Source organism: Siminovitchia jepli (genome assembly GCF_047228825.1).
Taxonomy (GTDB): Bacteria; Bacillota; Bacilli; order Bacillales; family Bacillaceae_C; genus Siminovitchia.
The window spans coordinates 1-20,639 of the sequence record NZ_JBFEGN010000072.1 but is presented as its reverse complement, the minus strand read 5'-3'; the positions used below and the strand labels follow the sequence as shown (position 1 = coordinate 20,639).

General features: G+C 42.0%; 18 protein-coding genes and 1 pseudogene. 16 read left to right on the top strand and 3 right to left on the bottom strand.

Annotated features, from left to right (window positions below; genetic code table 11):
* The first annotated feature begins 78 nt into the window (after positions 1-78).
* From AB1L08_RS17675 to AB1L08_RS17605, 16 genes and pseudogenes are all read left to right on the top strand, one after another.
* A complete protein-coding gene (locus AB1L08_RS17675; protein ID WP_413065965.1) occupies positions 79-1,122 on the top strand; it encodes a TRAP transporter substrate-binding protein in 1,044 nt (347 codons plus the stop codon).
* A 175-nt stretch (positions 1,123-1,297) separates the two neighbouring features.
* Positions 1,298-1,795, top strand: coding sequence for a TRAP transporter small permease (locus AB1L08_RS17670; RefSeq protein ID WP_413065964.1), 498 nt, complete (start codon positions 1,298-1,300; stop codon positions 1,793-1,795).
* A complete protein-coding gene (locus tag AB1L08_RS17665) occupies positions 1,776-3,053 on the top strand; it encodes a TRAP transporter large permease (RefSeq protein WP_413065963.1) in 1,278 nt (425 codons plus the stop codon). The genes AB1L08_RS17670 and AB1L08_RS17665 overlap by 20 nt, the downstream gene beginning before the upstream one ends.
* Positions 3,054-3,192: 139 nt before the next feature.
* Positions 3,193-3,756 carry an FAD-dependent oxidoreductase gene (locus AB1L08_RS17660; RefSeq protein WP_413065962.1) on the top strand — a complete coding sequence of 188 codons (564 nt, stop codon included), beginning with the start codon at positions 3,193-3,195 and terminating at the stop codon, positions 3,754-3,756.
* 253 nt (positions 3,757-4,009) lie between these two features.
* Entirely contained in the window at positions 4,010-4,561 is a 552-nt protein-coding gene (locus tag AB1L08_RS17655; protein ID WP_413065961.1) for a hypothetical protein, read from the top strand.
* Between the two features lie 188 nt (positions 4,562-4,749).
* On the top strand, positions 4,750-6,036 hold the full coding sequence (locus AB1L08_RS17650; protein WP_413065960.1) for an MFS transporter: 1,287 nt from the start codon (positions 4,750-4,752) through the stop codon (positions 6,034-6,036).
* A 366-nt stretch (positions 6,037-6,402) separates the two neighbouring features.
* Positions 6,403-6,536 (top strand): annotated as a pseudogene (locus tag AB1L08_RS22600) (ISL3 family transposase); the annotation flags it as partial.
* Between the two features lie 108 nt (positions 6,537-6,644).
* Positions 6,645-9,014 carry a M28 family metallopeptidase gene (locus AB1L08_RS17645; RefSeq protein ID WP_413065959.1) on the top strand — a complete coding sequence of 790 codons (2,370 nt, stop codon included), beginning with the start codon at positions 6,645-6,647 and terminating at the stop codon, positions 9,012-9,014.
* A 302-nt stretch (positions 9,015-9,316) separates the two neighbouring features.
* A complete protein-coding gene (locus AB1L08_RS17640; protein WP_413065958.1) occupies positions 9,317-9,604 on the top strand; it encodes a DUF997 family protein in 288 nt (95 codons plus the stop codon).
* Positions 9,605-9,615: 11 nt separating this feature from the next.
* Complete coding sequence (gene panF / locus AB1L08_RS17635; RefSeq protein ID WP_413065957.1) at positions 9,616-11,115, top strand: sodium/pantothenate symporter; 1,500 nt, start codon at positions 9,616-9,618, stop codon at positions 11,113-11,115.
* A 21-nt stretch (positions 11,116-11,136) separates the two neighbouring features.
* The gene (locus tag AB1L08_RS17630; RefSeq protein WP_413065956.1) at positions 11,137-12,018 is read left to right on the top strand and encodes a MurR/RpiR family transcriptional regulator; all 882 of its coding nucleotides are present in this window, start codon (positions 11,137-11,139) and stop codon (positions 12,016-12,018) included.
* A 92-nt stretch (positions 12,019-12,110) separates the two neighbouring features.
* Positions 12,111-13,718: an N-acyl-D-amino-acid deacylase family protein gene (locus AB1L08_RS17625; protein WP_413065955.1), complete on the top strand. Its 1,608-nt coding sequence runs from the start codon at positions 12,111-12,113 to the stop codon at positions 13,716-13,718.
* A 102-nt stretch (positions 13,719-13,820) separates the two neighbouring features.
* Positions 13,821-15,314, top strand: a complete 1,494-nt coding sequence (locus AB1L08_RS17620; RefSeq protein WP_413065954.1) for a M81 family metallopeptidase — start codon at positions 13,821-13,823, stop codon at positions 15,312-15,314.
* 1,007 nt (positions 15,315-16,321) lie between these two features.
* Positions 16,322-17,140 carry a diaminopimelate epimerase gene (gene dapF / locus AB1L08_RS17615; protein ID WP_413065966.1) on the top strand — a complete coding sequence of 273 codons (819 nt, stop codon included), beginning with the start codon at positions 16,322-16,324 and terminating at the stop codon, positions 17,138-17,140.
* Positions 17,141-17,167: 27 nt separating this feature from the next.
* Positions 17,168-17,296, top strand: coding sequence for a hypothetical protein (locus AB1L08_RS17610; RefSeq protein ID WP_413065953.1), 129 nt, complete (start codon positions 17,168-17,170; stop codon positions 17,294-17,296).
* Between the two features lie 292 nt (positions 17,297-17,588).
* Complete coding sequence (locus AB1L08_RS17605) at positions 17,589-18,842, top strand: dicarboxylate/amino acid:cation symporter (protein WP_413065952.1); 1,254 nt, start codon at positions 17,589-17,591, stop codon at positions 18,840-18,842.
* A gap of 399 nt (positions 18,843-19,241) precedes the next feature.
* On the opposite strand, the gene AB1L08_RS17600 is transcribed toward AB1L08_RS17605, so the two are convergent.
* From AB1L08_RS17600 to AB1L08_RS17590, 3 genes are all read right to left on the bottom strand, one after another.
* Positions 19,242-19,436: a hypothetical protein gene (locus AB1L08_RS17600; RefSeq protein WP_413065951.1), complete on the bottom strand. Its 195-nt coding sequence runs from the start codon at positions 19,434-19,436 to the stop codon at positions 19,242-19,244.
* 36 nt (positions 19,437-19,472) lie between these two features.
* Positions 19,473-19,688 (bottom strand): GAF domain-containing protein, encoded by a 216-nt coding sequence (locus AB1L08_RS17595; RefSeq protein ID WP_413065950.1) that lies wholly within the window; start codon positions 19,686-19,688, stop codon positions 19,473-19,475.
* Between the two features lie 282 nt (positions 19,689-19,970).
* Positions 19,971-20,456 carry a class I SAM-dependent methyltransferase gene (locus AB1L08_RS17590; protein ID WP_413065949.1) on the bottom strand — a complete coding sequence of 162 codons (486 nt, stop codon included), beginning with the start codon at positions 20,454-20,456 and terminating at the stop codon, positions 19,971-19,973.
* Between the last annotated feature and the right edge of the window lie 183 nt (positions 20,457-20,639).

Below are 20,639 nucleotides of genomic sequence, written 5' to 3'. Positions count from 1 at the left end.
AACGAAAGATAAAAGGCATAATGCTTCATTTTCATGCGGTGTTGTGCCTTGAGCGTAGCGAAAGGAATGATTATAAAAATGAGAAAACTCGTAATTGCCAGTCTCATTGCACTGCTGGCCATCTTTACCGCAGCTTGTTCAGGGAGTTCAGGGAGTTCAGGGAAGAGCTCCGGCAGTGAAAAAGAGGCATCGAAGGACAAGCCGATTGTGATCAAATTTTCCCACGTGACGTCCATTGACAGTGTGAAAGGGAAGGCAGCCGAGCGTTTTAAAGAGCTTGTGGAAGAGAAAACAGGCGGAAAAGCAAAGGTCGAGGTATATCCGTCCTCACAATTGTATGGTGATAATGATGAGTTGGATGCCCTGACTTCCGGAAACGTTCATATGATCGCTCCTTCTGTTACCAAAATGGTAAAGCTGGATCCGCGTTGGCAGTATGTTGACATGCCATACCTGTTTGAAGACCAGGAGCATGTACACAAATTTTTTGAAAGTGACGTAGCAAAAAGTCTGTTGAACAGTGAACAATTGGCAAGCAACGATATTATGGGTCTCGCATTCTGGGAGAATGGTTTCAAACATTTTACAAACAACAAACATCCGTTAAAGAAACCGGAAGACTTCAAAGGCCTTAAATTCCGTGCGCAAGCCGGTAAAGTGCTGGAAGCCCAATTCCAAGCTTTGGGAGCAGGAAGCGCTACGATTGCATTTGGTGAAACATATGCGGCTCTCCAGCAAGGAACAGTAGATGGACAGGAAAATACATTTAACAACATGGATACACAGAAGTATCAGGAAGTCCAAAAATATTTGACGCTCAGCGAACATGGCCGTCTTGACTATGCGATATTCGTGAACAAATCCTTCTGGGAAAGCATGCCGGAAGAAATTCGCACTCAAGTGGAGGAAGCATTGAAAGAAGCAACTGACCTTGCATGGGAACTGGCTGCGGAAGAAAATGAAGCCAGCTTTGAAAATCTGAAAAATTCCGGGAAAATGGAAGTTATCGAGCTGACAGACGAAGAAAAAAATGCACTAAAGGAAGCATTGCAGCCTGTATATGACGAGTTTGAAGATGTCATTACAAAAGACCTTATCGAAGGCATTCGCAGTCTGAAGTAAGAACGATGGGTGTCGATCAAGTTGACTGGTCGGCACTCGTTGATTTTTTTAAAAGGTCAGAAAGCATAAATTGGCTCTTTCGCAAATTTAGACCAATCTGGCTTCTGACCTCTAACTTCCAAAGAAAGACGCACCGCCGTTTTTCTTAGAATGATACAAAAAGGGGTGTTGGTATATGCGAAAGCTGAAAAATATTTGGTGCGCCATTGAAGAAATCTCGGCCGGAACGCTCTTTTTTGCTGGAATATCCCTGATTTTTTACGGAGTAATCATGCGGTATGTTTTTAACGAGCCGAAAGCGTGGGTTGAGGAAGTCGTTCGTTATTTGATCATATGGGGAACATTTTTGGGCTTTGCCATTGCATTGCGCCATAATCAGCATATCCAGGTGGATATATTTTATGACAAGCTGTCTAAGCGGGGCAAAAAAATCCTGGATTACTTTGCGACTTGTGTAAGTGTCCTATTTTGCCTGATCTATACGTATTATGGGTTTCTCCTTGTGGAAAGCCGCTACCACTCCGGGATGGTGTCTTTGGATGTCGGAATTCCGATGTGGATTGTCTATTTGATTTTGCCGCTTTCCGGACTTTTATTTTTGTTTCGATTCATTGAGCGGCTCGTTCAGTTGATTCGTGGAAAGGATGTACAATATGATAATCCTGCTACTTAGTCTTTTCTTCATCCTTGTTCTGCTGAGGGTTCCCATTGCTGTCAGTCTTGCTTTATCCACGATCGTTGTCCTGTTTCAAAGCGATTTCAACATGGACATGGTTCCGCAGCGCATTTTTACTGCCCTGGATTCATTTCCGATGATGGCGATACCCGGGTTCGTTTTGGCGGGTGTGCTTCTTGCGCGGGGCGGAATATCAAAATATTTAATCGAAGCCCTGCGGGCATGGGTTGGCCATTTACCGGGCGGATTATCGGTTGTTACCATTTTGGCGTGCATGATTTTTGCGGCGATTTCAGGATCAAGCCCGGCTACAGCAGCTGCGATCGGTTCCATTATGATTCCGGCGATGGTCAGTGCAGGTTATGACAAAAAATACTCCATGGGGCTTGTTGCTGCCGCTGGTACACTGGGCATCCTGATTCCGCCCAGTATTCCTCTGATCATTTATGGGATTACAGCGGAAGAATCGATTGGAGAACTTTTTATGGCAGGTGTCATTCCGGGTCTTCTCCTCGGTGGCGTATTGATTGCTTCCGCTATTTTTTATGCCAAGCGCAATGGATATGGAAAGGGAGAAAAGGCAAGCTGGGAGGAAAGGGGAAAAAGCTCGCTTAAAGCCATTTGGGGCGCCTTCTTGCCGGTCCTCATCCTTGGAAGCATATACAGCGGTGTTGTTACACCAACAGAATCTGCAGTTATTGCCGTATTTTACGGAATTATCGTTTCTGCTTTTATTTACCGGGAACTGCACTGGAAGGATGTACGTCCAATTATTGTGGAATCCATTAATATCACGGCCATGATTTTCCTCATCATTGGAGCAGCCAGCCTGTTCGGGCTCTATTTGACAAATGCACAAATCCCCCAGGAAATTGGTGCATGGATTGCCGAAAGTGATATCAATAAGTGGGTCTTCCTCATCATCGTCAATATTTTATTCTTTATCATGGGCATGTTCCTGGAAGCCGTTTCGATTATTTTAATCACGTTGCCAATTTTGCTGCCGATGCTCGTGCATTTTGATATTAATTTAATTCATTTTGCCATCATTATGACGATTAATATGGAGCTTGGAATGATTACACCGCCTGTAGGGCTGAACCTGTTCGTGGTAAGCGGCATCGCCAAAGAAAAACTGGGCGCCGTCGTAATGGGGATTATTCCATTTATTGTATTGATGATCCTTGTACTTGTGATCGTCATTTTGATTCCGCAGCTCTCGCTTTGGCTGCCCGAGCAAATGGCATTAAAGTAAGCAAATGGGTCCCGTTTCAGGGGCCTTTTTGCATCCTGCTTTTGCTAGAAAAAGAAGCGTTTCGAGCATTTTCCGTCACATTTCCCAAAAGATATGGTATGCTTCTGGCAAAGAAATGCTTACAAAGGAGTGGAGGCATATGTACGATATCGCAATTATCGGCGCAGGCACCGCAGGAGCAAGCGCTGCCATCTTTGCAGCCAAAGCCGGCAAAAAAACGATCGTGATCGACAGTGACAAAAGCATGACGAAGCGGGCCTGGATCCGAAACCACTATGGGATTGAGGATATTACAGGACCGGAATTAATTGAAACCGGCAAAAAGCAGGCTGAAAGCTTTGGAGCTGAAATTGTAAAAGATACAGCCGTAAACGTCACGAAAACAGATAACGGTTTGCGTGTGGAAACGGAAAACAATCAATATGAAGCCAAGCATGTCATCTTGGCTACCGGAGCACTGGCTACACTGGCCGAAAAAATCGGCGTGAACATGAAGGCAGGCACAGAACCGAGAATCAAGACGGTCGTTGATGTGGATGCAGCAGGAAAAACAAACATCGACGGAATCTGGGCGGCTGGAACAGTTGCCGGTGTCAGCGTCCATACGATTATCACAGCGGGAGACGGCGCCAAAGTCGCCATCAATGTCATCTCCGAATTAAACGGCGAGCGCTACGTCGATCATGATGTACTGAAAAGTTAATTTAATCGTTTCTGGATAAGCAGGGAAATGCCCCGTGGCCAGCGGCTGCGGGGCATCTTTTTTTAGGGTGTCTCTTTGAACCGGAATTTTTCAAAAATGAGGGTAGGAGATTGTCCAAATTTGTTATATGATGTATATAAATATAGAAAATTCGCGATTTCCATTTGTCATTGTTCATCATTCACCCTTTGCGCTGGATACGGAAGAACGTTATAGTCAAAGAAGAATAATAATGGGAAGGGAGATCAAAAAATTGGGCCAGGAAATTAATCAGAATGTCATCTATCAGGCCATTATGGAATTATCAGAGCAATTAACTCAAACCGAGAAACGGCTTACAGAAAGGATCATTGGCGTAGAAAACCGTCTTGAAAAGGTGGAAAGCCGTCTTGAAAAGGTAGAAGATCGTCTTGAAAAGGTAGAAGATCGTCTTGATAAGGTGGAAGATCGTCTTGATAAAGTGGAAGACCGCCTTGAAAAGGTAGAAAACCGTCTTGAAAAGGTAGAAGATCGTCTCGATAAGGTGGAAGATCGTCTTGATAAAGTGGAAGACCGTCTTGAAGAGGTAGAAAGCCGTCTTGAAAAGGTGGAAGATCGTCTCGATAAGCTGGAAGGCCGTTTTGCCATCATTGAAACCAGCCAAGAAAAAATGGAAATCCGCCAAGATAATTTGGAAACCCAGTTAAAGTCTATGGAAAAAAATCTGACTGACCAAATTAAGCACCTGGATACAAAGTTTTCCATTGTATTGGAAGAATTGATAGAAACAAAAGCAGATGTAAGAAAAATGCAAAGAGCAAAATAAAGAGCGGCACCAATAGCCACTCTTTTTTTATTTCAGAAGAACCTGGGAGATTTCAAGCCGAATCGGCTTATGTTGAATGATATAACGACAAGTTCTTTCGTCGGGAAAATCTGATTATTTTATAAAGCTTTTTCAATTATATGAACGCCTAATCATATATATAGAAAGATTCCCGAAAGGTGGAATAAATGATGCTGCATAAAGCCGATTATTCCAATGATTTTAAAATAAAAAGTTACATAGATTCCCCGGACAAACAAATGCATTTATATCGCAGGACGTTAACCATTATAGTTATTTCGCAAATTTTCGGTGGTGCAGGACTCGCTGCAGGCATCACTGTTGGGGCACTCCTGGCACAGGAAATGCTTGGATCCAATAGTTTTGCAGGGGTGCCGGTTGCGTTGTTTACATTTGGGTCCGCCGGCTCGGCGTTTCTTGTAGGAAGGGCTTCACAACGGTTTGGACGCCGTTTCGGACTGGCGGGAGGTTTTCTTGCTGGAGCGCTCGGGGCAGCAGGGGTAGTGGCAGCCGCAGTAGTAAATAGCGTTTTTCTACTTTTTACCTCACTATTAATCTATGGAGCCGGAACCGCTACAAATTTACAGGCGCGGTACGCGGGTACGGATTTGGCAAGCCCCACACAACGTGCTACAGCCGTAAGCATTGCGATGGTGGCTACGACGTTCGGTGCTGTAGCAGGCCCAAACTTGGTCGATGTCATGGGGGAATTTGCTGTAACAATTGGAATTCCGGCCCTGGCGGGCCCATTCATCCTTGCGGCTGCAGCATATTTCCTTGCGGGCCTGATTCTTCTCGTTTTACTTCGCCCTGATCCGCTTTTTGTTGCAAAAGCCATCACAAATGAGCAAACAGGAGAAGATCAAATTAAGGAGCAAGATCCGGAAAAAACAAATACCAGGGGAGTTGCCACAGGGTTCTCCATTATGGTCCTGTCCCAATTTGTGATGGTTGCCATTATGACCATGACGCCTGTACATATGGAGAATCACGGACATGATTTGGGGAAAGTGGGGCTTGTCATCGGCATCCATGTTGGCGCCATGTACCTGCCTTCTCTAGTGACCGGCATTCTCGTGGATAAAATCGGGCGTGGAACCATGGCTATTGCATCTGGAGTAACACTTCTGATTGCAGGTGCTTTGCCTGTTTTTGCTCCGAGTGATTCCATGACTACACTCATGATTTCGCTTACTTTACTGGGGCTCGGTTGGAACTTTGGCTTGATCAGCGGGACAGCGCTGATTGTGGATTCCACAAGCTTATCCACCCGTGCAAAGACACAAGGCGCAGTTGACGTGTTTATCGCTTTGTCAGGAGCATTGGGTGGGGTACTGTCAGGTATTATCGCAGCGCAAACGAGCTACACAACATTGGCTGTTGCGGGAGGGATGATTTCATTACTTATCATCCCGGTTGTGATTTGGAGCAGAAGCAGCTTTGCCGGAAGCTGATGGAAAATGGCATTAAAAGAAAGTAAAAAAAACTCGTCGGATTGCTCCAAGCATAATTTTAATAAGCACATAAATAAAGGGATAGTACCTATTTCACCTGGGTACCTTCCCTTTTTTCTTTATTTTGGATGAAATAGTTGACAACATGAACGAGAATGTTCGGAATCAATTCCTATAATAGGATTTGAATCACAAGATATATCTTTGACAGCAGAACAGGCCGCTCATATAGGAACACTCATTACCAAAAAGGTGATCAATGTAAAAAAAAGTTGGAGATAGCAGTGGAATGGTGCCTCTCCTGTTTCCTTATTCCAACCATTATGGATTGCAAGTTTAGCTATTGCGGAATCATCTTTATGGGAAAAGAGAGTGGGCTTACAAGTAAACTGCAGACGTTATAAAAATCGTGAGTGTGGTTACGCATTTTGGGATGCCTTATTCCATTGATGAAAAGCGAGAGATTGTTAGAGTCCATTGAGGAACAGTCCTTGTCTAAGCCCCGCTATTTGGATCTGTGGATGACTAAATACCCTTATTTATAAATCATCCTTCCTAATCATGAAAATTTTTAGAATTATAGTAAAATTAAACTAAAAAAGGAAAGGATGGTTTTTTTGAGGAAAAAGTACAGTTTTTTTATGACTGGCCTGTTCATTTTTGCACTTGTCGTAACCTCAAACGGTCTTGGCAGGGCCGAAACCAATCAAGGTGATTATTTTGGTTTCTCGGAGGAAAAGGTAGATTGGCAACGGGAATTTGAAGAAATTCTTTCAGAAAAGATGGATCCAGAAAATATTGGGTACTATTCAAGGAAGATAAGCAGCTTTATTCCTGAGGTTGGAACTGTGGGAAACAAGGAAGCCCTTGATTTTTCCATTAATGAATTGCGTAAGGCTGGGCTGGAACCAGAAGTAGATTCATATGACGTATATTTGCCCAGACCAAATGAACTTTCTGTTACACAGACGGCTCCTGAAACAAGGGAACTGAACGTGATGGAAAATTTGCCTGCCGACATTGCGGCCAAAATCATCCCCGGGTTTGCAGCTTATTCCCCATCAGGGATCGTCGAAGGTGAACTTGTATATGCCAACTATGGCAGACCGGAAGATTTTGAAGAGCTGAAACAAAGGGGCATATCCGTCAAGGATAAAATTGTCATTGCGAGATATGGTCAAAACTTCCGCGGTGTAAAGCCCGATCAAGCAGCTAAACACGGTGCAAAAGGGATGTTAATCTATTCTGATCCGGCAGATGACGGTTACTCCCGCGGCGAAGTTTACCCAAATGGACCGTGGCGTCCTGATGATAGTATTCAACGGGGCAGTATTTTAAAGATTTATCAATATCCTGGTGATCCCCTTACACCTGGGGAACCTTCGAAGCCTGGTGTGAATCGCTTGGATCCTGGAGAAGCAGAATCCCTTGCTGCTATACCTACACAACCGATTTCATATGGCGAGGCACGACATTTGATGGAAGCGATGGATGGTGAACAGGTGCCTAAATCCTGGCAGGGGGGACTTCCGTTCAATTACCGTTTCGGTGCCGGTGCTATAAAGGTTCGTTTATCCCTTGATATTGATTATGCCCAAAGACCTGTAAATAATTTGATTGTCCGCATCCCCGGTTCTAAATATCCGGATGAAATCGTAGTATTGGGAGCGCATCGGGACACATGGGCTTTTGGAGCAAATGACAATACTTCCGGTTGGGCAACTACGATGGAAATTGCCCGGGTACTGGGAGAAATGTATCAGGAGGGCTGGAAACCGGAGCGTACAATTGTCCTGGCAGGATGGGATGGAGAAGAATACGGCCTGATCGGCTCTACAGAATGGGTGGAAGACAAACGCAACGAATTGATTGAAAATGCCGTCGCTTATATAAACATGGACTCTGCGGGCGGCCAATTCTTTAACGCATCCGGAGTGCCGTCCATGAAGGAATTGATTTACTCTGTAACAAAGACCGTGACTAAGCCGAGAACAAGTACATCCATCTATGATGATTGGTTCGAAAGGGCCGGAAACCGCTTGCCGAATGTTGGTCAACTTGGAAGCGGTTCGGACTATACTGCCTTTATCGATCATATTGGTGTTCCATCAGCGGGCATCGGGTTCAGTTCGCCAGGCGGGCTCTATCACAGTGCGTATGATAATACGGATTCTCTGGAACGGTTCGTCGATCCCGGCTACCTGCATCAAGGAGCAACTGTGGAAATCGTTGGGAAGATGGCCCTGCGGCTGGCGAATGCTGACATCATGCCATTCCGTTATTCAACATATGCAGCGGATGTATCTGACTTGCTGAAAAATATGGAGAAAAAATATAAAGACAACGTTGACCTTTCCGGCGTTATTGCCCAGGCTCAGGAATGGAAAAAAGAAGCTGCTTTTCTGGAGGCGAAGTACGACAGAATCTTGTCCGTCGGCAATTTGGACAAGGCCGATAGACAAACCTTGAGTACTGTCAATCGGGCAATGATGGATCAAGAGCGAAATTTGATCAATGAAGACGGCCTGCCATCACGGCCTTGGTACAAACATCTCATTTGGGCTCCGGGATTGACTACCGGTTATGCAGCACAACCTCTTCCTGAACTTGCAGAAGCCTTGGAAAACGGAAACGCCGAAGCCGTCAGCACTGCGGTGCAAAACTTGGAAAAAGCGATAGAAAAAGCAGCGCAAACCGCTGCATCAGCCCAGACAGTAAATGCGTCTAGCATCATTAGTCATGTGAATTACTTTGCCGCTAATGGCGATATCAAAAATAATCAAACAGCCCGTGCTTTAACTACCCATTTAACTGCTGTCAGCCAATTTGAGAAAAAAGAATTGGGAGAAAAAGTCGTGAAGCATATGGAAGGATTTAAGGTATTGTTGAATCAACAAAAGAAAAGCGGCTTGATTACAGAGGAAGCTTACGGTGCTCTCATGAAAGAGGCAAATGGCCTGATAAAGAAGTGGGATTAAGTTTTTAAAATTTTAAGGTGGATATGCCCCTTTAGTAAACAGGTAAAACCTGGATTCTAAAAGGGGCATTTTATGGTTGCTGCTGCAATCATCTGTAAGCAATCTTTAAAAAAGCATTTGACTTTTATTGACGCAATGTAATTTTTTTCATTTTTCAAATCATACTACCTTATTACTAATTATTTGTTAATTCACATTATTCCCTTGACTTTAAAAATTTCAATTAGTAAACTGAAGTATAAGCTTTAATTTCTTAAAAATAAGAAGCAAAAACTTTAAAGGGATGGGGGACATGTTAAAAGATGAAGAAAACGGAAGATCATTTAGTAGAAGACAGCAGATTTGCTCAATGCACTTTTGAAATGCGGGTAGTCCTTGGGTTGTTTGCTGTAAATATCATTTTGATGGGCGGCGTTCCCTTGGCAATAGGATTGAATAAAAGCGCTTCCTCCATGAGCTTTATTCTCGGTTTTCCGGATTGGTATTTTTGGGGGGGAATCGTTGGATCGATACTATTCAGCATCCTTCCATACTTTATGGTTAAGTACTTCTTCAAAGATATGTCAATAGAAGCAGAGGATGAAGGGTAGGTGGATTGCAGATGAAATGGGATGTATTAATACCTATCTTATTATACTTATTGTCTACGTTTATCGTGGGCGGACTTCTTCATAAACATATTAAAAATAGAAAGACCAGTTTCCAAGAGGAATATTTTATTGGCGGCAGATCGTTGGGACCTCTTGTATTAACCTTTACGATTCTGGCATCTGCTGCAAGTGCCGGAACTTTTATCGGATCACCGGGCGTTGCATATAATATGGGATTTGGTTGGGCATTAATCTCGATGACTCAAATCGGACTGGGGATTTATATACTTGGTATTCTGGGGAAAAAATTTGCCATAGTAGCGAGAAAAATAAATGCAGTAACTTTGACCGATTTTTTGAAGGAAAGATATCAAAGTACGGCTGTTGTATTGGGAAGTTCACTGGGAATCATTCTCTTTATCAGCGCATATATGGTAGCCCAATTTGTGGGCGGGGCCAGAATTTTAGAATCCATTACAGGCCTTCCGTATAAAGCTGGCTTAATTATTTTTGGATTAACGGTTGTCGTCTATACAGTTTACGGTGGATTTAGAGCAGTAGCATTGACCGATGCCATTCAGGGTGTGATCATGATACTCGGCGGTATTTTACTTTGGATTTTCTTCCTGGTGAAAACAGAAGGGTTTAGCGGTCTTATTGGCAAGCTCGTTGCAGAACATCCTGAAATGGTGGAACTGCCAGGACCCGCTGGAGCTACTCCGGCAATGCTGTTTTCTTATTTTATACTTTTGGGAATTGCAGGCATCGGTCTCCCTCACGCATCCGTCAGGGGCATGACTTTCAAAAATACAGATGCGATGCATAAATCCATTATTTATAGTGGATTTGTAATGGCTTTATTTACGATTTTCTTCGTTACGATTGGCCCTTTTGTAAAAGTCCTTTATCCAAATCTTGAGGTAGCAGATATGGCACTTCCTACACTTGTTTTGGACATAATGCCTGGTTGGGTGGCAGGGATCGTCTTGGCAGCTCCGTTGGCAGCAATTATGTCTACAGTAGATTCTATGCTGCTAGTAACAAGTTCTTCAGTTGTAAAAGATATTTATTTAAACTATATCAACCCAAAGGCAAGTGATAGACAGATTGCAAAATTGTCTTATTTCACAACAATTGCTATTGGGGTTGGAGTTGTATTATTTGCCTTGACTCCGCCGGAGTATCTGCAATTTATCGTTATTTATGCAATTGGAGGATTGGAAGCGACGTTTTTTGCACCGATTGTTTTTGGTCTTTACTGGAAGCGGGCAAATAATTGGGGGGCACTGGCATCCATGTATTCCGGTCTTCTTGGATACATTATTTTGGGAGAGTTTTTCCCAAATTCATTCGGAATGCAGACCATCGTAACCGCTACAGCACTTTCCATTTTGATGATGATTGTAGTAAGTTATTTGACGCCGGAACCCTCTCGAAGCGTGATTCAGAAATTTTGGGGCAAAACTGTTGGAAATGCAACTTTTAAAGAAAAGACAATCGCAGAAAAATAGGATGTCGAAGGGAAATTCTTTATGAATAAACTCAGAACAAGAATACGTCAGCAGTATAAGGGCTTAACCAAGGGACAACAAAGGATTGCCAAATATTTAATGGATCATATCGAGGAGGTGGCTTTCCATACAGCGAAAGAACTGGGAGAACTTACGGGAACTAGTGAGACAACAGTGATCCGGCTCAGTTATACGCTTGGCTTTACGGGCTATAGTGAATTGCAGAAACTAATTCAAGACCATATCCTGTTAAAACAACAAAGTGATGCATTGGCAAGATATCGGGATTCCGCAAGTATGTTAAGTGACAGAAAAAGCTGGATTCAGGATACGATTAAAGAAGATATGGATTTTATTCAAAAAACGATGCATGCCATTGATGAACAGTTATTGGAACATATTGTTGAAAAAATACTGGACACAGAAAACATTTTTATTGCCGGGGCAAGAAGCTCCTTTGCGCCGGCAAGCTGGCTGCACTTCTGTCTGAATATTGTAAAGGGAAATACACATCTATATCGGGGAAATATGGACGATGCCATTTATTATATTTCACAACTGACAGATAAAAGTCTTGTTATTGCTTTTTCCTTTCCGAGATATGCTGATGAGACTGTTTCTTTTGTCAAAGCCGCAAAGAAAAAAGAGGCATCATTATTGGCGATCACAGATCATGAGTTATCCCCGATTGGATTCATTGCAGATTATCTATTAAAAGTGAAAACCTCTATTCCAACTGCTTTAAAAGGAATGCCTGTTATTTTTTCTGTTCTGAATGTAATCGTAAATGGCATAGCTGTTCATGATTTTGAAAATGTACAAAAGCGAATCGGCAAATATGATCATATAAGCAAAGAATCAGGCTTGTTTCCTTTTGCGAAAAAAATAAACGTGAATGAGTGAACGGTATTGAGTACTAACACGTATGAACGGTTTTCTTTTAACCAAAAAGCTTCTTAAGAGTCAGAAACAGATTGCGACAGGGAGGAAGGCAAATGTTTGATGTAATCATTAAAAATGGAAAAATTTATGACGGTACAGAAAACCCATGGACAAAGTCCGACATTGGCGTGAAAGACGGAATCATCCAAAAAATGGGGGATTTAAGCGGCCAAGCTGCCTATAAAGTCATTGATGCTGATCAAATGGCAGTTAGTCCGGGGTTTATTGATACACATGTTCACTCTGACCTTCTTTGCACAAAACCGGAGATTCATAAAATAAAAGTTTTACAAGGTGTAACAACTGAGTTGTTTGGCCAGGATGGCATTTCAGTGGCACCAGTATCAGAGGAAACAAAACCTCTTTGGCAAAAGCAACTGAAAGGATTGAACGGTGACATAGGTGACTGGCCGTGGAACACGATTGAAGAATATCTCGCTTTTTTAGACAAAGCAGAGATTAACAATAATGCGGTTTACTTGGTTCCTCATGGTGCTGTCAGAACCCTTGTTATGGGATTTGAAGGGCGAAAAGCCACCCGGGACGAAATGGAAAAAATGAGGAGATTGGTAGAAGAAGGGATGGAGCAGGGAGCAGCAGGTCTTTCTTCCGGCCTCATTTATCCCCCTAACCTTTATTCGTGCAAAGAAGAGTTGATAGAGATATGCAAGGGGGCAGCAAAATATGATGGTTGCTTTGTCGTTCATATACGGAATGAAAGCAATGCGATATTGGAGGCACTTGATGAAGTGATAGATGTGGCCCGGCAATCCGGGGTGAGGCTGCATGTATCCCACTTTAAAGTAGGCGGTATCGTTAATCGTGAAAAATACGATCAGGCTTTGAGGAAATTCGACCAGGCAAGGGAAGAAGGTATTGAGGTCACTTTTGACCAATATCCCTATACTGCGGGATCAACCGTATTTCATGCGCTGCTGCCACCGTGGATGCACTCCGGGGGAACGGAAGAGCTGCTTCTAAAATTAAGGGATCCCGAAGTTCAAAAAAAGATAAAAACAGATCTGGAAACAAAAGTCGATTTTGAAAACTGGGTTTTGAATTGTGGATGGGAAAATATCGTTCTTACTTCCGTCACCACGGACGCCAACCGTTGGGCTGAAGGCAAAAATATGCTGCAAATTTCTGAAGAACTGGGCATGGAACCTGCAGATGCCGCTTTTAAATTAATGCTTGAAGAAAATGCCGGGATTACGATGCTCATCCATTGGGGGATGGAGGAAGATATTATTTCTGCCATGCAGCATCCTCTTCAAATCGTCGGTTCAGATGGCATTTTTGGCGGCAAACCACATCCGAGATTATATGGGACTTATCCACGGGTATTGGGTCACTTTGTGAGGGACAAAAAAGCCATGTCATTAGAGGAAGCGGTCCGTAAAATGACCGGTGCCCCTGCACAGTTATTGAGATTAAAAGATAGAGGATTCATAAAAGAAGGTTATGCTGCGGACATCGTGGTATTTGATCCGGAAACCGTAAAAGATGAAGCCACCTATGAAGATCCTCTTCAGGAACCTACCGGGATCTGTTATGTTTTGGTGAATGGTGCATTAGCCGTTGAAAATGGCCGGTATACAGGGAAAACAGACGGAAAGGTATTAAGGCGGGAGAAAAGCCATGTGGAAAACATATCCATGTAAACATCCCGGAATATGAAGAACGATCAATAGTTGTTCAATACCGGATCATTTGCCGATTTTATACAAATCGTAAAAAAATTGCTGCAACCGGGAGGGGAAAAGATGAAAATAGCGATTGGACAAGTGGCCCATGAGACAAATACGTTTGCCAGCACGCCAACAACTGTGGAAACGTTTAAAAGGTGGGAATGGTGTTATGGAAAAGATATCATTCATACACATAAAGGTGTACAAGATTATCTGGGCGGGATGATTTATGAGAGTGAACAACAACAAATAGAGTTGATTCCTGTATTTTCTGCTTTTGCCTATCCTTCAGGAATAATTACCAAGGAAACATATACCTCTTTGGAACGGGAACTCTTTCAGTCCGTCAAATCAGCGGGGAATTTAGATGCCGTATGCCTTGCAATGCATGGAGCCGGGGTCGCGGAGAACACGGAAGATCTGGAAGGGTCGCTGCTTAAAGCGCTTCGGGCAGAAATTGGCTATGATATACCGATTGTTGTCACGCTCGATTTACACGGCAATATAACACAAACGATGGTTTCGGAGGCAGATTTACTTTTAGGGGTAAACTTTTATCCGCATACTGATTCTTTTGACCGCGGAAGAGAAGCAATTGATTTGGCCAAAAAAATGGTGTCAAAAAGCATTTCTCCGGTCATGTATTTAGAGAGTCTGCCTTTAATCATTCCAACGTCCACGACAAACAAATTTCCGGCAAAAGAGATCAATGAGGCATGCTGGAAATACGAAGAAGACGAGTCTGTCATAGATTGCACCTTTTTTCACGGCTTTCCATACACGGATATTTCCAAAGTAGGTGTATCTGTCCTTGTAACAGCGGATGGTGATGAAACGAAGGCCAAACTCATTGCAGAAAAAGTAGGTACGATGATTTGGGATATCCGCGATGAATTTATTCCGAATATCTTATCCCCGGCTGAAGGCATTGAAAGGGCTCTTCAAATGGAAGGCGGACCGATAATCATCAATGAAACTTCCGACAATCCGGGCGGGGGAACACCAGGAGATGGTACATACTTATTAAAGGCGATGATCGATGCTCAATTAACCGATAGCTGCTTCGGGTATATTTACGATCCAGAAGTGGCAAATAAAGCCCATCAAGCCGGAGTCGGTGCCAATATTCACGTTAGGCTGGGAGGCAAAACAGATAACCTCCATGGGGAACCTTTAGAAATCAATGCGTATGTAAAATCACTTACTGACGGGGTTTTTTGCCAATCATCGCCTATGTGGAGGGGATTAAAAAACAACTTGGACAAATCCGCCAGATTAGTTGTTGGAGGACTGGATATCATTGTCTGTTCCGTTAAATCTCAAGTTTTAGACGAACAAATATTTTTACTTCATGGAATAGACGTAACGAAATATAAAATTGTTGCCTTAAAGTCAAGCCAACACTTCAGAGCAGCCTTTGAACCAATTGGCCGGGAAATTATTACTGTAGATTCACCCGGATTAACAACACTCAATTTCACCACCTTTGATTATAAAAAATTAAAAAGGCCGATATATCCGCTGGATTATTTTGAAAGAAAAATTAACGCCGAAATGGCAGAAGTGTGAGGCGGGCAAAGCAAGTTTCCTCTAAAATGGCGGACGATTAACTCATTCTGCCAGCATGGCTTTCTGCTTCGTTGATGAGGGGATGTTCGTAGTCACTGGAAATGACGACGGGCATCTCTTTTTTATCAGATGTATTCAATAATGAAGGTATGTCATGCGTCAATATTTTTTTATATCAATCAACTTAAATCACTCACACACCAGCAGCATATCTTCTGAAAACACGCAAGCCCCATTTGATGTAATTCTTCTTAAAGTACTTTTCGTGAGTATGTTTCCAATATCGTATGTCCTGTGGTGAATGATTGAATAATCGCTTCCATGGAATATAAGGAAAAGACTCTCCGTATACTGCCCGTTAAATGTTCTCAATTTGAACATACCGCCCCTCATAGAAAAGACATGTTACGTTTCTCGCATAGCATGTATTCATAAGCGGTAAATTGGTAACACGGATTACCGATGAAGAAAAAGATTTGTTTCATGCCTACTCATTGCCCGGCAATGTTTGGGAAATGAAGCATGCGCTTGAATCAGCGATGAGTATATGGATGGGTACGAAATCCGTCAAGACCATATAACTAAAAAACATATGACCAATAGATTGACAGTAAGCATTTGCAGCCATTTAGAGGCCTTGATGGAAACGGAGGCATTGAGAAAAAAAGATGGAAATATACAAGGGCTGCGAAATAGTTGGATATTCCTGCTAATTTTCAATAAAAGACGACAAAAATAATGGATGGAAAAGCAATCTGCTGAATATTGGCAGATTTTGCTTTGTTCGGATAAAAAATTTATAATATTAAATAAAATGAAAAGCCTTTTAAAAAATCATTTCATTGGCATGAAACTTGCGATATTAATATTTAACTGTCGCAAAGAGTCAACGATTATTGTAAACGATACTACCTTCATCTGGAAAATATTATGAGCTAAACTAACATGAGTCGTAAAATGATGAAACTGGGAGTGATTCAGTCTTGAAAAAAGTTCCATTTAAAAAAATGCATGGCTGCGGTAATGATTTCATTATTATTGATAATCGGGAATCTATAATGAAAAGTTTTGAGCTTTCCCGTTTTGTCAAGTCAGCTTGCACCAGAAGGTTCCACATTGGGGCGGATGGTCTCATGTTTTTGGAAAAATCCAATATAGCAGACTTTAAAATGAGATACTTCAATTCAGACGGCAGTGAAGGGGAAATGTGCGGAAACGGAGCGCGCTGTATCGTGAAGTATGCCTATTTAATGGAGATAGGCAGGGATGTGATGACATTTGAAACGTTAAATGGTATTTACGAAGGAAGAGTACTCAATGAGAATGTCCAAATTAAATTTCCGCCCATACCGATTAAAGATTTCTCTCTCAATCAACCTTTTCCTTTCAATGAAAACGATTTCTTCTATCATTTTGCTTGGGTAGGCGTACCTCATACGGTATTTATTGAAAGGAATATTGACCAAAAACAGGATGAAGATTTTATTCAATGGGCCAGAAAGATTAGATACAATCCAGCCATCTGTACAAGTGGAACGAATGTAAACTTAATTGAAATAGTTGATAAAAACCAAATAAAGATGAGAACTTATGAACGTGGAGTGGAAGATGAGACGTTTGCCTGTGGTTCTGGTGCAACCGCTTCGGCAATTATTTCAGGTTTGTTGGGCAATGTATCTTCTCCTGTGAAAGTTCATACCAAAGGAGGCGTTTTGACGATTACCTTTCGAATCACAGAAGACGATGTTCAAGATATATTTTTGGAAGGAAATGCGGTTGTTGTTGCTGAGGGAGAACTTCTGTCAGAAGCATCGGTCAGTGTATAAAGTGGAAAGGGAGAGGATGGATCAGACATGTATTTACACGGGACATCTAAGATTAATAAACAGGGTCATTTAAAAATCGGCGGTTATGATGGAATAGAATTGACGAAACAATACAGTAATTTGCTTATCAAAGATCTAAAGCTCCCAATCGTTTAACCAGGAGATATTCTTGCTGTTTCATGCACAGGTGCTTATGGGTTTGCTATGTCAAACAATGATAACCGAATTCCACCAGCAGTTGTATTGCTCAGAACGGGCTGTCTGAAACTTCAGTTCAACGAGAAACCTATGAAGATATCATGAAAAGAGACCGATTATCTCACCGTATTACAATATCGTTTTTGCTTATTTTAAAAAAAACATGTAATCAGAATATTAAATGAAGTGAAACCTGCATTTATATTAAATCAAATAGACTGGAAGCTAACAAACATAGGGGGTAACGACTTTGGCAAAAAAATTAAAAGCTTATCAATTTCCATTAATTCTTCTTTCCGCAATTATTATCGGCTCCATTATCGGCCTGATTTTTGGTGAAAAGGCTGGTGTCATTCGGCCGCTTGGAGACTTGTTTATCAATCTACTTTTCATGGTCGTTGTTCCACTTGTTTTCTTTTCTATTTCATCGGCTGTAGCCAACATGGATAGCATGCGCCGGCTTGGTAAAATCATGGGATCGATGATAACCATTTTCGTCATTACTGGTATTATTGCTTCTGTTACGATGGTTGTTGCAACGATTATTTTTCCGATGGGGTCTGGTGTTGATATCCCTTTGGAAACTCCGAAAAACGTAGAAACGGTTACACTTTCAGAGCAACTTGTAAACACTTTCACCGTTCCGGATTTTGTTGAACTGTTTTCACGTCAAAACATGCTTGCTCTCATTGTATTTTCTGTCCTCATTGGAATCGCAACAGGGTTAACCGGTGATGTTGGCAAACCGTTTGCCAGATTTCTAGAAAGTGGATCTGAAATATTTATGAAGGTCATTCAAATCATTATGTATTATGCACCAATCGGCTTAGGAGCTTATTTCGCTGCATTGATAGGAGATATGGGCGCGGATTTGATTGGTGATTACGCTCAAGCATTCCTCCTTTATTATCCGGTTGCCATTCTTTACTTTGCTATTGGATTTACACTTTATGCATATCTTGCAGGGGGAAAAAAGGGGGTTGCCCGTTTTTGGAAAAATATCCTTACCCCAGCAGCAACGGCATTGGGAACTGGAAGCAGCTTTGCCACATTGCCGGTAAACTTACAAGCTGCCAAAAACATAGGCGTTCCGAAAGATATCCGGGAAACCGTATTACCTCTTGGAGCAACCATTCATATGGATGGATCCTGTCTGTCAGCGATCCTTAAAATTGCTTTTGTTTTTGGTGTGTTTAACATGGATTATAGCGGAATCAATACGTTTCTAACCGCTATTGCGATTTCCTTATTGTCCGGTGTGGTGATGAGTGGCATTCCTGGCGGGGGCTTCATTGGAGAAATGGTGATTGTTACTTTCTATGGCTTGCCGATACAAGCATTGCCCATTATTTCAGCCATCGGTGTCGTCGTCGATCCACCCGCGACAATGGTCAACGCTACTGGGGATACAGTAGCAAGCATGCTTGTCACAAGACAAATAGAAGGAAAGGAATGGATGGACAAAGTAAACGTTGAAGAACAACAACATAGTTTAACCGTATGAGGAAGGAAAAAAGATAATAAAGGCTGATAAAGTTTCAGCCAAGGGAACGTTTTATGTAAGCGAATAATAAATATAAAATTATTTAAATATCACTCTTTCAACCATCATTGTTTATGCTTGAAAAAGCAGGCAAAATGAAACACTACATTTTGAAGTGGCTCCAAAATACTAAGTAACTTCTAAGGCCTGAACTTGGCATTCTCCCGGGCTCAGGCCTTTTCATTTTGCCTTTATCCGTTTGTAGTTATAGTAATAGATATACTTTGTCCAATTTTTGTTTAAAACCATATTCCGCGCTATAGGCATCCAAAATTTCCAAGACGGATTCTCCTGTTGGCCCAAAGCTTTTCCTGCTGCCTCCCATTAAGTCCAAAGGTTTTGAATCAGGGTGAAAACCTGTTATTTGTATTTTAATCTAAAGCGTTTTAATGCACTCTTTGGAGTGGCATAAGGAATTCTTGGTTTGAACTTAACTGCTTGGGCAATCTCTTTTTCCAACTGGTCTCCTTCTTGGAGCAGCTTGTTTGCTTCCATGAATATTTTATCAATGTCTTGGAAACCAGTATTTTTTACTGATTGTTGAATAGCAGTCATTTTAAAATCCCTCCTTATACACTTTGATTATATCATTCACATTCGTGCGTAAAATTCCACTGTCCGCAAGTCGGCTTCACTAAAACCATTTATTGCTTCAAACTGAAGGCATAGCACGCCAAGAATTTGATCATCTACTTTCAAGGGGAATCCTAAAATTGATCCGATCGGTGTGGCTGGCAGTCCTTGATCATTAAACCGTTGGTCACTTGTATCAATCACATTCACTATTTCCGGTTTGCCTTCTCCCAAATATATCCTGCAAAGCCAGCACCTTTATTAAATCTTCTTTTAGCTATTGATTCTGCATTTATTCTCAAGGACTCACTAATTTTTAATTCATCATCATGAACTTTGAATATTTCCATTTTTCAATTGCTTTTGAAGAACAGCTTCAAATATATATTGGATGGAGACTCCAGGCGAATCGTCTATTTAACAGCCGTGACAGTAACAGCAAGTTCAGGGTGGATATTTTTGTAGGAACATTCAATGTGAAGAAAACCGCATGATTGAAGATCTCGTTTAATCTGCTCACCAAATTTTTTTGTTTTGCCAAGTTGAGCATCTTCCTGCCTCGGCTGCATTGTAATAACAATTTACCATTGCCTTGTAAATATTGGCCAGAATATCCAGCTGTTCGTCCCATAACGTATAATTATTCACAGACAGGACTTTATCATATCGATTGGAAGGAAGTCTTTTTTCCTCTATATCTCCAACGAACAAGTTTACTTTTTGTTCGGTAATTTCTTCTTTGAGTTTTTTGCTGGCTAATTCTTTCATATCCTCTGACACATCAATCCCATCTACGACCACTTCTTCGTGGCGGTTCAATAAATAGGCAATGCCATAGCCCGGCCTATAACCGATCTCAAGGACATGTTCCCCCGGCTTGATATTTAACAGATGAACAGCCCATTCGTTCAGATCGCGGTTTTCCAACTCCATTATTTTACCGGCTATTTTACCGATGATCCCGTGCGGCTCTTTAAAGTTTTCTTTGATCGACTCAAACAATATTTTTCTCCTCCTTGTCCTTCATCAACAGCTACCTTTTACAAGGAAATAATCACCCTTTATTTTCCCGAAAAAGCGTGCAGCCAAACGACAACTACAAACATGGAGTTAGACGTTCATGCCGCTTCCGCGGCACCATCAGCAGGATGAAAATGGATCAACGTCGAAGTATATTTTTACGGC

What these genes read in the sequence shown, in the direction of transcription:
- AB1L08_RS17675 (WP_413065965.1), top strand. Translation starts at nt 79, where the DNA reads ATGAGAAAACTCGTAATTGCCAGTCTCATTGCACTGCTGGCCATCTTT.
- AB1L08_RS17670 (WP_413065964.1), top strand. Translation starts at nt 1,298, where the DNA reads ATGCGAAAGCTGAAAAATATTTGGTGCGCCATTGAAGAAATCTCGGCC.
- AB1L08_RS17665 (WP_413065963.1), top strand. Translation starts at nt 1,776, where the DNA reads ATGATAATCCTGCTACTTAGTCTTTTCTTCATCCTTGTTCTGCTGAGG.
- AB1L08_RS17660 (WP_413065962.1), top strand. Translation starts at nt 3,193, where the DNA reads ATGTACGATATCGCAATTATCGGCGCAGGCACCGCAGGAGCAAGCGCT.
- AB1L08_RS17650 (WP_413065960.1), top strand. Translation starts at nt 4,750, where the DNA reads ATGATGCTGCATAAAGCCGATTATTCCAATGATTTTAAAATAAAAAGT.
- AB1L08_RS17645 (WP_413065959.1), top strand. Translation starts at nt 6,645, where the DNA reads ATGGTTTTTTTGAGGAAAAAGTACAGTTTTTTTATGACTGGCCTGTTC.
- AB1L08_RS17640 (WP_413065958.1), top strand. Translation starts at nt 9,317, where the DNA reads ATGAAGAAAACGGAAGATCATTTAGTAGAAGACAGCAGATTTGCTCAA.
- panF (WP_413065957.1), top strand. Translation starts at nt 9,616, where the DNA reads ATGAAATGGGATGTATTAATACCTATCTTATTATACTTATTGTCTACG.
- AB1L08_RS17630 (WP_413065956.1), top strand. Translation starts at nt 11,137, where the DNA reads ATGAATAAACTCAGAACAAGAATACGTCAGCAGTATAAGGGCTTAACC.
- AB1L08_RS17625 (WP_413065955.1), top strand. Translation starts at nt 12,111, where the DNA reads ATGTTTGATGTAATCATTAAAAATGGAAAAATTTATGACGGTACAGAA.
- AB1L08_RS17620 (WP_413065954.1), top strand. Translation starts at nt 13,821, where the DNA reads ATGAAAATAGCGATTGGACAAGTGGCCCATGAGACAAATACGTTTGCC.
- dapF (WP_413065966.1), top strand. Translation starts at nt 16,322, where the DNA reads ATGCATGGCTGCGGTAATGATTTCATTATTATTGATAATCGGGAATCT.
- AB1L08_RS17610 (WP_413065953.1), top strand. Translation starts at nt 17,168, where the DNA reads ATGTATTTACACGGGACATCTAAGATTAATAAACAGGGTCATTTAAAA.
- AB1L08_RS17600 (WP_413065951.1), bottom strand. Translation starts at nt 19,436, where the DNA reads ATGACTGCTATTCAACAATCAGTAAAAAATACTGGTTTCCAAGACATT.